Source organism: Bacteriovorax sp. DB6_IX (assembly GCF_000447775.1).
In the GTDB taxonomy this organism is placed as follows: Bacteria; Bdellovibrionota; Bacteriovoracia; order Bacteriovoracales; family Bacteriovoracaceae; genus Halobacteriovorax_A.
This window is the reverse complement of the sequence record NZ_AUNJ01000352.1, coordinates 1-13,247: the sequence shown is the minus strand read 5'-3', so window position 1 is coordinate 13,247 and position 13,247 is coordinate 1. Positions and strand designations below refer to the sequence as shown.

At 38.5% G+C, this 13,247-nt stretch carries 15 protein-coding genes; 8 read left to right on the top strand and 7 right to left on the bottom strand.

Annotated elements, in window-relative coordinates:
- A partial coding sequence (locus M901_RS10890; protein ID WP_021278246.1) for a hypothetical protein occupies window positions 1–599 on the bottom strand: 599 nt, incomplete at its 3' end.
- A 149-nt stretch (window positions 600–748) separates the two neighbouring features.
- On the opposite strand from M901_RS10890, the gene M901_RS10885 reads away from it, so the two are divergent.
- The 7 genes from M901_RS10885 to M901_RS10855 all read left to right on the top strand — a co-directional run bounded on the left by M901_RS10885 (window position 749) and on the right by M901_RS10855 (window position 8,084).
- Window positions 749–3,115: an ATP-dependent Clp protease ATP-binding subunit gene (locus M901_RS10885; RefSeq protein WP_021278249.1), complete on the top strand. Its 2,367-nt coding sequence runs from the start codon at window positions 749–751 to the stop codon at window positions 3,113–3,115.
- A gap of 68 nt (window positions 3,116–3,183) precedes the next feature.
- A complete protein-coding gene (locus M901_RS10880) occupies window positions 3,184–3,537 on the top strand; it encodes a Crp/Fnr family transcriptional regulator (RefSeq protein ID WP_021278239.1) in 354 nt (117 codons plus the stop codon).
- Window positions 3,538–3,624: 87 nt separating this feature from the next.
- Entirely contained in the window at window positions 3,625–4,119 is a 495-nt protein-coding gene (locus tag M901_RS10875) for a CBS domain-containing protein (protein WP_021278237.1), read from the top strand.
- An 86-nt stretch (window positions 4,120–4,205) separates the two neighbouring features.
- Window positions 4,206–4,778, top strand: a complete 573-nt coding sequence (locus M901_RS10870; RefSeq protein ID WP_021278240.1) for a hypothetical protein — start codon at window positions 4,206–4,208, stop codon at window positions 4,776–4,778.
- Window positions 4,768–5,814, top strand: coding sequence for a DUF4350 domain-containing protein (locus tag M901_RS10865; protein WP_021278247.1), 1,047 nt, complete (start codon window positions 4,768–4,770; stop codon window positions 5,812–5,814). Before M901_RS10870 ends, M901_RS10865 begins: the two co-directional genes overlap by 11 nt.
- On the top strand, window positions 5,804–6,745 hold the full coding sequence (locus M901_RS10860) for a MoxR family ATPase (RefSeq protein WP_021278245.1): 942 nt from the start codon (window positions 5,804–5,806) through the stop codon (window positions 6,743–6,745). Before M901_RS10865 ends, M901_RS10860 begins: the two co-directional genes overlap by 11 nt.
- A gap of 118 nt (window positions 6,746–6,863) precedes the next feature.
- Window positions 6,864–8,084, top strand: coding sequence for a DUF58 domain-containing protein (locus tag M901_RS10855; protein WP_021278238.1), 1,221 nt, complete (start codon window positions 6,864–6,866; stop codon window positions 8,082–8,084).
- Here M901_RS10855 and M901_RS10850 read toward each other — a convergent pair.
- The 5 genes from M901_RS10850 to panD form a co-directional block, all read right to left on the bottom strand.
- Complete coding sequence (locus M901_RS10850; RefSeq protein WP_034721798.1) at window positions 8,023–9,060, bottom strand: stage II sporulation protein M; 1,038 nt, start codon at window positions 9,058–9,060, stop codon at window positions 8,023–8,025. The two genes, M901_RS10855 and M901_RS10850, sit on opposite strands and share 62 nt — an antisense overlap.
- A 13-nt stretch (window positions 9,061–9,073) precedes the next feature.
- Window positions 9,074–9,595, bottom strand: coding sequence for an RDD family protein (locus M901_RS10845; protein ID WP_021278243.1), 522 nt, complete (start codon window positions 9,593–9,595; stop codon window positions 9,074–9,076).
- Window positions 9,579–10,391, bottom strand: coding sequence for an RDD family protein (locus M901_RS16560; RefSeq protein WP_053335860.1), 813 nt, complete (start codon window positions 10,389–10,391; stop codon window positions 9,579–9,581). The genes M901_RS10845 and M901_RS16560 overlap by 17 nt, the downstream gene beginning before the upstream one ends.
- Window positions 10,392–10,488: 97 nt before the next feature.
- Complete coding sequence (locus tag M901_RS10835; protein ID WP_021278241.1) at window positions 10,489–11,055, bottom strand: leucine-rich repeat domain-containing protein; 567 nt, start codon at window positions 11,053–11,055, stop codon at window positions 10,489–10,491.
- Window positions 11,056–11,106: 51 nt separating this feature from the next.
- Entirely contained in the window at window positions 11,107–11,448 is a 342-nt protein-coding gene (panD, locus tag M901_RS10830; protein WP_021278242.1) for an aspartate 1-decarboxylase, read from the bottom strand.
- Window positions 11,449–11,642: 194 nt separating this feature from the next.
- Between panD and M901_RS10825 the strand changes: the two genes are divergently transcribed.
- Window positions 11,643–12,413, top strand: coding sequence for a hypothetical protein (locus M901_RS10825; protein WP_021278250.1), 771 nt, complete (start codon window positions 11,643–11,645; stop codon window positions 12,411–12,413).
- On the opposite strand, the gene serB is transcribed toward M901_RS10825, so the two are convergent.
- On the bottom strand, window positions 12,410–13,247 hold an 838-nt coding region (serB, locus tag M901_RS10820; RefSeq protein ID WP_021278248.1), incomplete at its 5' end, for a phosphoserine phosphatase SerB. The two genes, M901_RS10825 and serB, sit on opposite strands and share 4 nt — an antisense overlap.

The window sequence follows — 13,247 nt, the reverse complement described above, 5'->3', positions numbered from 1 at the left end:
ATATAAGAAAGTAGGATGACAATAAAGAGTCCCAGCCATTGAATATTGAGCAGGATAAAGTTCTTTTTAAAGGCCCAGTCAGGCAGGTTGTTCTTTATTTTTCTAGTCCATGACTTATCTTTAGCGACGTTGGCAACGACGTCTTTATTCTTTAAATGGATTTCATAAAAGTCTAATGACTCTAAAGTCTTTGGGGTAAAGAGCCATTCTCCCTCCTTATTCTTAGCAATGGCCATCTCTACTTTAACCTTTTCTTGGTTAATTTTTAGAGACTCCAGTCTATAGTACCAAATCGTATGCGGAGGATTTTCAGGAATTGTTTTAACATTAATATATTCAATTCGATCTAGAACATTAATCAGTTTGAGTGCGTAATCTCTGGCCTTGACATTACGGCTCTTTTCATTGAGCTGAGACAAGTCAAGTGTTTGTGTGGCCAATTCTAGGCCACGAGAGTCTCCAAGTTTATGGCCTTTCATTGATTTAAGGAAGTAATTCATCGTTGATCTCGGGCTTGAGAGATCAAGCTTGGGATAGTCGTATGATAAGACTGAAATGGCGAAAATTGATAGGAGAAATAACTTGATAACTTTATTCATATAATCCCTGGATTTATTGTATTTTTAACTATTTTTACAGCTTAAATTTTTAAATATTTAATGAAATTGGTCAAGTCAACCTTGACACTGATTCGGTTCGTACCATCTTATTAATAGAACGAAGTAAGCTCGTTAAATGTGGAGGATTTATGAATAAGTTTGATTCGATTGTTACCCAAGCTCTTGACTTGGCCCAGACGGAGTTACTTAAGAGGAAAAACTCTGAGCTTAGAGCTGAGCACTTGCTCTTTGGGCTTGTGTCACACCCTTCGACTTTTTGTTCAAGGGCCCTTAAGGCCCATAAGAAGGACATTAAGGCCAAGGTAGAGGCCTTACCAACTCTTAATGGGCAAGTTAGCTTAGACAATATTAGACCGGCCGCTAATTTTAGTGAGTGGCTAACTTATGCTTCTAGTCATGCTATTCAAAATGCTCGTCAGGAAATTACTGAAACAGATCTTATTAGATATATCCCTCAAATTTTTTCTGATCTAGATATTGATCCTGAAATCTTTAACCAGGCCCACGATGCTGAAGAAGAAACTCCAAGCTTCTTGATTAACCTCAATGAGTTAGCTTCTGCCGGGAAATTAGATCCTGTGATTGGTAGAACAAAAGAGATTAGGGCCGTTATGGAAATCCTGGGGAGACGTGGAAAGAATAATCCTGTTCTTGTTGGTCCTGCTGGAGTTGGTAAGACGGCCATTGTTGAAGGTCTGGCCGAGGCCATTGTCAAAGGAAATGTTCCCGATGTCTTAGAAGGTAAGACTGTCTATTCTCTAGATATGGGGGCCCTGATGGCCGGGACTAAGTTTCGTGGAGAGTTCGAAGAGAGATTACAAAAACTTCTAAAATACATTAAAGAGAATGCGAGTGAATCTATTCTCTTTATCGATGAAATGCACCAATTGGTTGGAGCTGGTAAAACCGATGGGGCCATGGATGCGGCAAATTTATTGAAGCCGGCCCTTGCTCGAGGGGAGCTCAACTGTATTGGCGCGACAACTCCAGAAGAGTACCAAAAATATATTCTAGGAGACTCAGCTCTTGATCGACGCTTTAGATCGGTTCCTGTTAATGAGCCAACAAAAGAAGATGCTGTAGAGATTATAATGGGGATTCGCGAAAAGTTAGAAATGCACCATGGAATTAAAATTTCTGACGATGCAGTTTTTAACGCGGTCTTCTTATCTGACCAGTATATCACGGATAAGAATCTTCCTGACAAGGCCATTGATCTTGTTGATGAGGCCTCCTCTGCATTGAAGCTCTCGGCCGAAGCAATGCCAGCTAAACTTGCAGAGCTTGAGGCAGAGATTCGCTCTAAGAAGGTCTACCTACAGGTTGAAAATGATAAATCAAAGATCCAACAAGAGATTGATGAGCTTGAAGAAAAGTTCAATGCTCAAAAGGCCCTGTGGGAAAAAGAAGTTCTCTCTCTAAAGAAAGTGTCTGAACTTAAAAATCAGCTAGATCGCTACAAGTTTGAGTTAGAACAGGCCGAGAGAAATCAAAACTATGAAGAGGCCTCAAGACTAAAATATTCAATACTGCCTGAGATTGAAAAGGAATTAGAGAACTGTCATCACGATTGGGTTCTTTCAACGAAGGATATTGCCAATGTTATTTCAAGACAAAAGGGGATACCTGTTGAGAAGATTTTAAAATCTAAGCAAGATAATATTCTCAAGTTAGAAGAATATCTAACTAAGAGAGTCTTTGGGCAAGCTGAACCTTTAAAGGAAATTGCAGAGACCCTTATTTCGGCCCACGCGGGAATGAGTGATCCTTCTAGACCTCTGGGGTCTTTCTTACTTAAGGGTCCTTCTGGTGTAGGGAAAACAGAAACGGCCAAGGCCATTTCGGAATTTATTTTCGATACTCAAGAAAACCTGATTCGCTTTGACCTCTCAGAGTTTAGTGAGAAGCATTCAGTTTCCAAGTTAATCGGTGCAGCCCCTGGATATGTCGGTTATGAAGAAGGTGGAGTTCTAACTGAAGCAGTAAGAAGAAAGCCTTACAGTGTCATTCTCTTTGATGAGGTTGAAAAGGCCCATCGAGATTTCTCAGATATTCTCCTGCAAATATTAGACGATGGAAGATTAACTGATAATAAGGGAAGAACAATTGACTTTAGAAATACCATCATTCTGATAACGACAAACTCAAAAGACTTAGGTCAGGATTTCAAGCCTGAGGTACTAGGAAGACTCGATGGAATTCTTGAGTATCACGCTCTGAATAAGGATGTGATGAAGGATCTCATTGATAAACAAGTGCTACTTCTTAACGAGAGAGTTCAATCTAAAGGACTAAGGGTGGCCCTGAGTGAAGATGCCTACGCCCATCTTGCTAATATTGGTTACTCTGAACAATTTGGGGCCAGACCGCTTCAAAGTGCATTTAATCGTAGTGTGATCAGACCGCTGTCTAAGAAAGTCTTAGCAGGTGAGCTACCAAATGGCGAAATTCTTCTGGGTTGGAATCAGCAAGTTAATGAGATGCAAATTCAATAAGGGGAGGGCTTTTTGCCCTCTCAATTTTTTAAATCTGGCCGTGTAAAATAGATTTTAGGGAGTTTTGCATGGCCGATACAATTTATTTAAAACCAAATGAATTTCTAATGCGAGAAGGAGAGGAGAGTTCCAATATGTACTATCTCCAATCAGGGACACTCGCTGTCTATAAGCGTAAAGGTCAAGCAGAACAACAAATTGGGACCATTTATTCTGGTGAACTTGTTGGTGAAATGAGCTTCCTTGATAAGAAACCCCGTTCAGCTTCTGTTCGTGCAATTCAGGAATCAACGCTAGTAGTGGTTCCTTCTGATAAATTTCAAAAATATCTCGATTCCCAACCGGCTTGGTATAAGGCCTTAATCGATACTCTCTTGGACCGATTGAGACGTGCCAATACGCGTGTGAAATTCGATATTTAATATTTATACAAAACACCTTAAATCCTGAGCTAAGTCATTCTTCTAGTGTTTTCTTTCATGAGAAAATAATCATGTAAGGAGGACTTTATGAGAATTAATGAAGCCAAAATATCTGATATTATGAATGTTGATATCATCGCCGCTCATCGTGAAGATGATATTATCGATGCTATTGAATATATGAAAGAATATGCACTTTCTTCACTTCCTGTCGTTGATGATGAGAACCATGTGATTGGTTTTCTAAGCGATATTGATGTGATGAAGAGTCTGAGTCATGCTCTCTATCAAGGAAATCAGCAGGCCATAAGTTTGGGAGAAATTATGAGTCGCGATCTTCAACTCATCAAGGGGGACGACAATATCTTTGATGTGATTGAGAAGTTTAGCTCTCATCATATGAAATCAGCTCCCGTGGTAGACGATGAAAATCATCTGATGGGAATGATTTCAAGAGGTGAGTTACTTGAGGCCCTTAAAGTTGCCTCTGCTCAAGATCGTGGCTTTAAGTCAAGTGCGAAAGGTCCTAGAAAGTTAGAGGTCTCTCAAAATAAGAGAGTTCGCATGATCCTTTCAAAATGATTGAGAAGGGGACTGAGGGTCCCCTTTCTCCAACTCGTCAATAAATACCAGCTAGAAATATATGAAAGATTTCATATAATACTAGTATGTCCAAATCCACAATTCTAAAAGAGCTTGTTAAGAGACAAGAACTTCATTCATTAGAGCTACCCGATCTTAAAAGAAAAGATTCTTCTTTTGATTTCTTGGATAAAATTCTTAAATTTTTCAAAGGTCTCTTTCCTCGTAATGAGAATGTCACCTCTGAATGGGTCTTGTACGGACTAAAGTGGCTGCTCCTTGTCATCCTTATTGCCTGTGTGGTGGGAATTGTTCTCAAGTACTTAAAGAAAAGTGGTAAGAGAAAGTCTCGTCAAAGAATTAAAGAGTTTCAAACAGTTTACTCGGCTAAGGATGAAGAGATTCTCAGTAAAATCAAATTGGCAATCAGAGAAAAGAATTACAAGCGCGCCATGAAACTTCGTTGGCTCTATAAACTTCAACAAAGAGATCGTTTCCTAGGTCTCACTCTTTCGGATATTTTTAAAAGTTCTCAAACAAAAACACAGCAGATGAACTATATGATGTTCTCTCCACAGGCCGAGGTTACTAAGCAGGATTATGAGGAATTAAAAAAGCTAAAATTCTCGAAAAATAGAGGAGGGAATTTTGCTAAATAAGTTAAAGACCAGCAAGATAGATGAGAAGAAGATTTTTATTTTCCTTCTTGTGGGTTATTTGATGACGCAACTTTTAACGCCGTACTTTAATAAGAAGAATCTCGTCAATGAGTCGGCCTCTGTTAGATCATCTCAAGTGAGAGGGACATCTCTTCTCTATGAATATCTCCAAGAGACTGGGCGAGAAGTTCTTATTAACTCGATCAATTTTTCTCGCTCAAAAATTCTTGATAAGGCCCAGGCCTTGGCCCTTATTAATTCTGAATACTCACTATCATTTTTAGAAATTGAAAAAGTAGAGAACTTTGTTAAAACGGGTGGTCATCTCATCCTTAATCTTAAGGGGGCGGAGGATCTCTCGAAACATTATGTTCTGTTAAAAAAATTTAAAATTAAACTTGAGGTTGAAGAAAATAAGAGTTTTAAAAATAAGAAGCTTGAAACTCTTGAGAGTGAGGGGCTTAAGGGGACTTTCTACGGGCTCTATAACTTTGAAAATTGTCTCGTTTCAAAATTTCATTGTTACTACTATGAAAAGGGACTAGGTAAGGGAAAGGTGACAATTCTCTTAGGGATTTCTCCCTTTTCAAATCGCCTCCTGCAAGAAGAGGGTAATCTGGATCTTCTGGAGTATATTCTAGGAGATGCTCAAGTGATTGGTATTGATGAGTATCACCACTTCTTTGGTGCCAAAGATATTTATGACATGTTAGCAGAGCCAAGATTGTTTTTGACTGTCCTGGCCATTTTTATGATTGTTATCATTTTCTTTACTTTCTCTTATGTCCCTAAGAGATTACTCATAAAGGAAAAACCTGAACTATTCAATGGTAACGTTCATGATCTCTCTCTTTCACTATTGCAAGGAAGTGAGAATGATATTCTAAACCAAGATCTTATAAGAAAGCATCGTCAGTATCTAGCTAATGAGTATCATGTTGATCCCGAGGTTCTAAAGTCGCTTAAGACGATAAAAGAAATTACAGATTTTCATCAAAAAAAGCTAAGTGAAAAAGGATATAATTATGCAAATTGAGAACTTCTCTGACCAAGTCAATGGATTTATTAATGAAGTTTCCCAAAGTCTTATCTTTGGTAATGAAAAGACGCTAAAGCTTCTTATTACGGCCTATCTATGTCGAGGCCATGTCCTGTTAGAAGGAACTCCGGGGGTGGGTAAGACTAAGATTGCTAAGCTTGTGGCCTCTGTTTTTGGAAAGAATTTTAAACGCGTCCAGTTTACAAGTGATCTCTTGCCTGGTGATATTCTAGGTTCTCATATCTATTCTCAAAAGACAGGGGATTTAACATTTCTTCCGGGACCAATATTTACAGATGTTCTCTTGGGGGATGAAATAAATAGAACTCCTCCACGGACTCAATCTGCCCTACTCGAAGCTATGGAAGAGCGTCAAGTGACAATTGAAGGGGAGAAAAGAGAGCTTTCAAAGGACTTCTTTGTTATTGCGACTCAGAACCCTCTTGAATTTGAAGGAGTTTTTCCACTGCCTGAGGCACAAGTGGATAGATTTCTTTTTAAGCTTATTATGTCAAATGGAAGCGTTAAAACAGATACTCAAATACTTTTGAATGAAATCGAAAACCTCAAACAAAACGCTACAAATATTGATTCCTTTGATATCTCACAGTTTTCTGGAATTGAAGCGAATGTTAAGGTCGACAAGTCACTTCTTGATTATATTGCAAGACTTCTCGATCATACACGCCGCCATCAAATGATTCAGCATGGAGCGAGTATTAGGGCCGGTATTGGTATGTGTGATGCTGCTAGAGTTTATGCTGCAATTGAGGGAAGAGATTATGTCATTCCTGAAGATATTAAGGAAGTGGCAACGCCAATTCTTCGTCACCGTTTAAAGCTCAATTCTGAGGCCATGATCTCAGGAGTTGTTGTAGAAGATATTATTACTGATATTTTAAATTCCACAGAGTTTCCAAGTGCATAAGTCTTTGGTTACCCCGAAGGGATTTAACTATCTTGGGCTGGCAATTGTTCTCTTAGTCACTAGCTTATTTACAGAGATTTTTTTCTCTCTTGCTATCATTTATGTCATCTGTTTGTTCATGGTCTTTTACTATGAGTATAGAACTCTTTATAATCATAATTCCATAAGGCTTAGCTCTGGTGTTATAAAGAATGAGACTGTTGATTCTCCCTTTGAATTAAACTTAATTGTAGATATTTATTCTCAAAACTATTACGAAGTTGAGATTAATTTCGATGATTTGGAAATTCCTTGTCAGGTGATTGATTGCCAGCTTGAGTCGGTCTCACGAATGAATAAGGCACACTTTCAATGTCTCTATAAAGTCACTCTTTGCTTCAATCGCATTGGAAGCTACAAATTCTCACCTCTTCAGTTGGTTTCTCAATCATCTCATGGGATCTGGGCCAGACAGATTGAAGCTTGTGAATTTGATAGAAGTCTTCACATTTGGCCAAAGAAAGAGAAGGTTAATGATGAAGAGCTAAGAAAGATTTTTAGACAACAGGCCTTTATGTCTCAAAGAACGGCACCGGCCCGTCTTCAAACTTCCCGAGATATTTTCTACAGCATGCGTGAGTTTCAATATGGAGATTCTATACGCTCTATCGATGCTAAAAAGTCAGCACGTTTTTCAAAACCAATTACTCGCTTATATGAAGAAACTAAGCAGAATAATATCTTTCTCTTTCTCGATCTTGGAAGGAATATGGAGGGGAATATTCAAGGCTCTTATACCTTGAATTATTACTTCTATGTCATGGTCTCCTTGGCCCAGACGGCAATGGAGCTTGGTGATAAGGTAACTCTTTGCGGGATCTCTGATAAGGTTGAGTTTCTCTATCCAAATTTTTCCGGGCTTGAGTCCCTTCAAACAATAATGGCCGAGGCCCATAAGATACAATCTCACCACAAAGAAACAGACTACCATCTCATCAATAACGTCTTAGAGACGTATCATGTTAAACGCTCACTTGTGATCCTTCTTAGTGACTTCTCACGACCATCCGTACAAAAGTCTATCACTGAAATTGTCCGTCATTTAGGTATTAAGCATATTCCACTTCTGCTCTCACTTCTTGATGATCAATATGATATTGAAAAGAACTTGAGTCATAATGTGACTGAAATGGATGACTATAAGAAACTCGTTTACAGTATGGCGATTAATGAGAGAATGAAACTTTTTTCAAGTGTCTTATCAACTTCGGGAGCTTTTCATTTCAATGTTAATTGCTCTAAGTGGATGGATTTTGCTCCGAAGGCATTTCGCTTTGTAAGAGAGTCATTTGTGAATTAGAACTCTCAGGCCATAATGTCCAGATCCAAAATGCCAAGGCAATGAGAAGGCCAGCACTTAGTTTTTGACTATCACTCAAATAATCAAATGGACTGACAAGAACTTCAAATAGTGCTGCAATCGCTAGCCAGCTTGTGAGGGGAATGAGGATATAGAGACTCTCTCTTAAAGTGTGTCCTAGTCGCTTTTTAATATCTTTGTAAGGCCTTTTAAAAAATGATTGGCCATAGACGAAACTTGCAAAACAACTGGCCACAATGAGAGTTAATTCTAAAGGGCCATGTGATGCAATGAAGCCATTAATATTTTCATTGAAGGCATACTGATAACTAAGCCCTATAAGGACTCCAACCATGGCCCCATTAAAGATAAGAATATAGAGGCCACCAATTCCACAGAACATGCCTAGCATATAGGCAAGAATACAGACTTTGATATTATTGAAGGCAATCTTAAAACCACTGAGTAGAGGGTTTTCCTTAATCCTGTCAAACCACTGGTGACCTTTAATCATATCCTCAATATGGTGTTCGGGAAAGAAGATTGCCGTATACTGAGGGTATTGATATGAGATCGCCCAACCAAGAATGATTGAAATGAGAAAACAGAAGAGACTAAGTAAGAAGAGCTGGCCATGATCACGCCACAGTCTTCGATAATTTGTCGTCATATTCTTATAAATATTCTTTGTACTATTTTCTTTTTTGGTTAGATTTTGAATTCTATGTGAGATATGTGTCACTCGGTCTTCAATATTGCTGACCATTTGTGGACTATTCTTTCTTATGTAGTAGAGCTCATTTGAAAGAGATTCATAGAGTGAGATAATTTCAATAAAGTTCTCAACCTTAAAACTCTTTGATTTCTTCTGTTCGAGAGCATTAAGTTTAGAGTCTATAAGATTAAGTGTTTCAAATAGAATTTGATACTTCTTCTTTAGACTCTTTTGAAAATACTTCTTTTGTAATTGTCTCACTCGATTTCAACTCTTATTTCTTAACTTTTAAAACTTGTGAAGAGCACAGAAGGTCGTGCATAGTCTTTTTGTCATCTCTAAACGCCGCCATAAGATATCCAATCGCGAAAAAGATTGTTGAAAGAGTTTTTCCAAGTGTCTCTCTCATGGCCGCTTTCCAGAAAGTCATATTCTTTCCAGTTTCTGTATTGATAACTTTGAGTCCAAGTAGCATCTTTCCTGGCGTTGCTCCTTTTTTTGAAAGGAAGTATCCACCATAGATTACACCTACAGTCATTGAAATTAGCATTGTGATGATTGTCGAGAGTATGGCCATAATCGCCATCTCTGGTGCAACTTGACCTTGTTGTTGAGTGGCCCCAAGTGACGCGGTAATGAGACCATTGATAACTGATAGAGGTGTTTGAATAACACTGAGTACAATCCCATCAACAATAAGTGCTAAAGCTCTTACTCCAAAACCCGCTGGCTTGGCCTTGACTTTCTTCTTTACTTTTAATTCTAATTCAACTTTTGGTTCAGTCTTCTGATCCATTCTCTCTCTCCTTTAGATAACATAGCTGGGCCATGAATCTTAAAAAGTCTTCTTGTGAGACTTTTGTATTGTCGTCTAAATCAACTTTTTGACTAAAATATCTTGTCCAATAATCATCATCAAATTCAAAATCATCATCTTCGTAGAGAAATCTCGCTCCTGCATATGAGAGAAACTCTGTTGATTCTTCTTCTGAGATTTCTTGGGGAACTAAGTGAGCATAGAAAACATCATAATCACTCTGGTCCATATAGATAAAGTCTTGTTCTTTTTCTTGTGATGCTGAAAAGATCACTTGAGTTCCTGCTGCAATATCACCAAGGCGTTGTGATTTCTCTGTCATCAACATTGAGATTAGGGCCGGAATATAGAGTTGATCAATCCATTTAAAGATCTCTCTTAAAATACATTGTTTAAGTGTAAGTCTGGCTCCATTGGTGCTGATAACCTTAAGCCCTAAGATTTTCTTACCTGGCGTTTGGGCCTTATTATAATCAAAGTAAATAAAGTAGCCGTGATAAATACTAAGTATGAGAAGGACAAATGCTACAGTAATAATTGTCATAAGAATGGTTGAAAGAAGACTGCCATCTTTGAATGAACTAAGCATTCCAGAGAAGACGGCCGCACCAATACCAAAAACAAAAATGACTCCTAGGATAAAGATATAAGTCACTGCCGCCAATAATGAGCTATCAATGGCATGGGCAAAGAGACGTCTTCCAAGGGGAGCCTTTGTTGAGTGAACGTTAAACCCAGCGATCATCTGGGAGTGATTATTTTCTATGGATTCCATACTCGTCTTTTCGGCACTTTATCAATAAACATTATGCGATTAGGATAAAGATTTCTTGATCAATTGGGTTGATTATATGGGTTGATTATAGAGAAGATTAGACCGTAATTTTAAAAACCTGATTAATTCTCAGCTTCTCTTCATCACTAAATTGGTTTCCATCAACAGAGAGGTGAGTGAGTGATTTAAGTTCTTCAAGTTCCCAGGGAAGACTTGTGAAGAGATTGCTATCAAGATTGAGGCGCTTAAGCTTTTGGTAGCCTGAGAAATAACTTGGTAAATCTGCCAAAGCATTTCCATGAAGATCTAAGACCTCTAGTGACTTGGCGCTGTCCATCCAAGAAGGAAGTTTATCTAGTTTCATCTTGGCCAGTTGAAGTGTCTTGAGTTTTTCAAAACAGGCCTCTGACTCAAGATCTAATTCTAGTGAGTTCTTAACTTTTAACAACTCTAGTTCTTTAAGCTCAAAGAAAGAAGCAGGCAGTGACTTAAGTTCAGGCGCATGTATTTCCAAGCTACGCAGAAGTGGTATTTGAAAGAATTTATCGGGAATCGCTTCAAGGGATGGTGCTATAATCTCAAGTCTTAGGCATGAGGGGGCAACCATTTTGTCCCAATCAAAATCTTTCTTTCCTTTACGTAGTTTTACAAGTGCACTAGTCATAAAGAAATTATAACGAGTGTCTAAGTTAATGAAAATAGGGGAAGTGTTTGTCTAGAGGTACTGAACAAACTTATTATTTTGGTCTACTAAAATTTGCTTTGGCTCAAGTAGCTTGTCCGCAAATTGGAAACCAATAATGATGACCTCGTGACCCTTTTGAACAAGGTGAGCAGCTGCTCCATTGATACAGATCTCGCCAGATCCTCTTTCGCCTTTAATCACATAAGTTTCGATACGAGCACCATTTGTATTTGAGACAATCAGAACTTTCTGACCTGGCCATAAATCAACAAGCTCTAGCAGCTCTTCGTCAATTGTCACTGAACCGATATAACCTAAATCAGCTTGTGTCACGACGGCCTTATGAATTTTTGATTGTAATATCTCTCGCATAGACAGGGAATATAATAAAAAAGGCACTGCTTTTCAATCACTTTATTTCTTTTTCACGAATATAATCCCTTGAAATTATTATCAAAATCATGACTTTTTTAAAAACTCATAAGATTTTTCAGGGTTTGTTGCACCGAGTCTATGTTTTGAGGTACAAAGCCTCAAGCACAATTTTCATAAACGTCGGGGGACACATGATGAAAAAAGTTTTTGCTCTAGCACTTGTTGCTAGTAGTGTTTTTGCGGGGAAGGCACAGTTTTGCCAAGAAAGGAATGATCAGGACTTTGTAAGAATGCAAATGAAGAATCGACCTTACCAAACGGCCATGGGGTTCCAAAATCAAGGGGGGCTTGTTAATGGTGGTGTTTGCTGGTGGCACTCGCGCTTTCACAGAAATGCATTATACCTTGGCCTTTTTCAACCAAATAAAGAGCGTCCTAGTGAAGAGGAAGCTCAGGCCATTATCAAGGCCATTAGAAAGGGAAAGAAAGTTGTTAAGATCCCTGGTTATAGAAATTTAAGATCATTTTCAAGAGACTTTTCTTATCTCATTCAAGATGAGCTTGAGGCATGGCAAAAAACTGATGGTTTTATCAATCAGCAGTGGATCATTGGCCTAGCCGGAACAAGTAAGAGATCGGCGAGTGGAATGAAGAAGAGTATGGATAATCTCTATGACTATGTTGTTAAAGAGGGGAATGTCGCCTATCAAAAACTTCAGATTAAAGGTATCACGGCCCATGCTTGGCTTGTTGTTGATATGAAAAAGCTAGATCATGGTTATAGATTAAGTGTTGTCGATAGTAACTTTCCTGGACAAGTGGACGAGATCTATTATCAAGAGGGTGATACTCATTTAAATCATAGCTCATTTACGAGTTTCTACGGAGACTTCGCCCCATATACGGGACGAAAGTCTGAATTAAGAAAAGTAAATCGTGCGATTAAAAAGTTCTGTCGTTAATTATCAACAGGACCTGGAATACCTAAGAAATAAAGAATTGAAGTCATTGGCCCATGAGACATATGGTTCTGGGCCTTTTTCTTCACAATCTCTTTTGCGTGAAAAGCGATACCTAGACCTGCTTGTGAAAGCATTGGTAAATCATTCGCTCTATCACCGATGGCCACGACTTGTTCTAATGATATATTTTCCTGTTGAGCAATAAGACTCACTAGGATGGCCTTTTGTTCAGCATTAACGATTGTCCCAACAACTTTTCCTGTGAGTTTACCATCTATGATTTCTAGTTCATTGGCAAAGGCATAATCAAGTCCAAGGCGCTCTTTTAGGGCATTGGCAAAGTAAGTAAAGCCACCAGAAATTACAGCGACTTTATATCCCAATTTCTTGACTGTTTTTAAAAAGTCCTCAAGGCCTGGAGTTAGTGGAAGATCGTTGAGGATCTGCTCCATCTTAGAGGCCTCTAATCCTTCAAGCATTCCAACTCTCTCTATGAGTGACTGATTGAAGTCGAGCTCACCATTCATGGCCCTCTCTGTAATGGCCTCGATCTTTTCTCCAACTCCATGTGCCTTGGCCAGTTCATCAATAACCTCGGCCTGAATAAGAGTTGAGTCCATATCAAAAACAATGAGCCTCTTAGATCTTCTAAAGACATTATCTTTTAAAAAGGCCACATCAACTTTATGATTATTAGATACTTTAAGTAGTTCTTGTTTTAAAAGGGCCTGATCGAGTTTCTTTGGAACTGTTGTTAGAATCTCAAGTGAAGTGAATTCTTCTGGTGAGACCTTATCAATTCTTTGAATATTCACATCGTGCTTAGCAAGTGTT